General features: G+C 34.6%; 1 protein-coding gene. It reads right to left on the minus strand.

Annotation, left to right across the window (positions count from 1 at the left end; all coding sequences use genetic code 11):
* Positions 1 to 13: 13 nt before the first annotated feature.
* The coding region (locus H9Y04_RS49225) for a hemopexin repeat-containing protein (protein ID WP_214662312.1) at positions 14 to 726 on the minus strand (713 nt) is incomplete at its 5' end.

The raw sequence follows: 726 nt of genomic DNA on the forward strand, positions 1-726 counted from the left end.
TTGTGCCCCATGATTAATTCTTCATAGGTATTATGCCTTGAAGAGATGGCCAATAGTCAAGAGTGTTCTTCACACCACCCATAATGGTATCATTTGTTGATCCAGGTGTAAAATGGATACGTGCATAATATTCTCCTTTGAAAAGATAAGCTTCATTTGTCTTATGAGAAGCAAAAGCTGCCTCAATTCCATTTTCAAATATTGTGCCACGTAAGCAAGGAAAACCATCCGTAATGTCTTTGATATTTTGAATGAGACGATTGGTTTCATAATCTATACGAGCATACTTGTCTCCTTTGAATAAGTAAACTTCTTTTCCCTTTGTTGATCTAAATGCAGCATCTATTCCATTTTCAAACATTGTTCCTTCGAAAAAAGGAAACATGTCAACGATTTTCTTAGGACCTAAGATTATTTTGTCTTTGTTGGAATGTGGAGCATAGTCTATGAGAGCACAAAATTTTTCATAAAATATGAATGCCTCATTGTTATCGGTGTCAAAGGCACAATCTATTCCATATGTTCCAAATATTGTATTAGCAAGTGATTTATATCCATCACGAACAAAACTCGGCCCATACAAAACTTTATCGTTGGTTGTTCCTGGAGCATAATCTAAAAGCACGTACTTATCATTGATGAATAAGTAAGCTTCATTGTTCCTAGATGAACGAAATGCAGCATTTATGTAACCAAAATTTGTCATCTTTTGGTATTGTAAGTTTC

It is taken from the genome of Streptomyces polyasparticus, from assembly GCF_014493765.1.
Classification (GTDB): domain Bacteria; phylum Actinomycetota; class Actinomycetes; order Streptomycetales; family Streptomycetaceae; genus Streptomyces; species Streptomyces polyasparticus.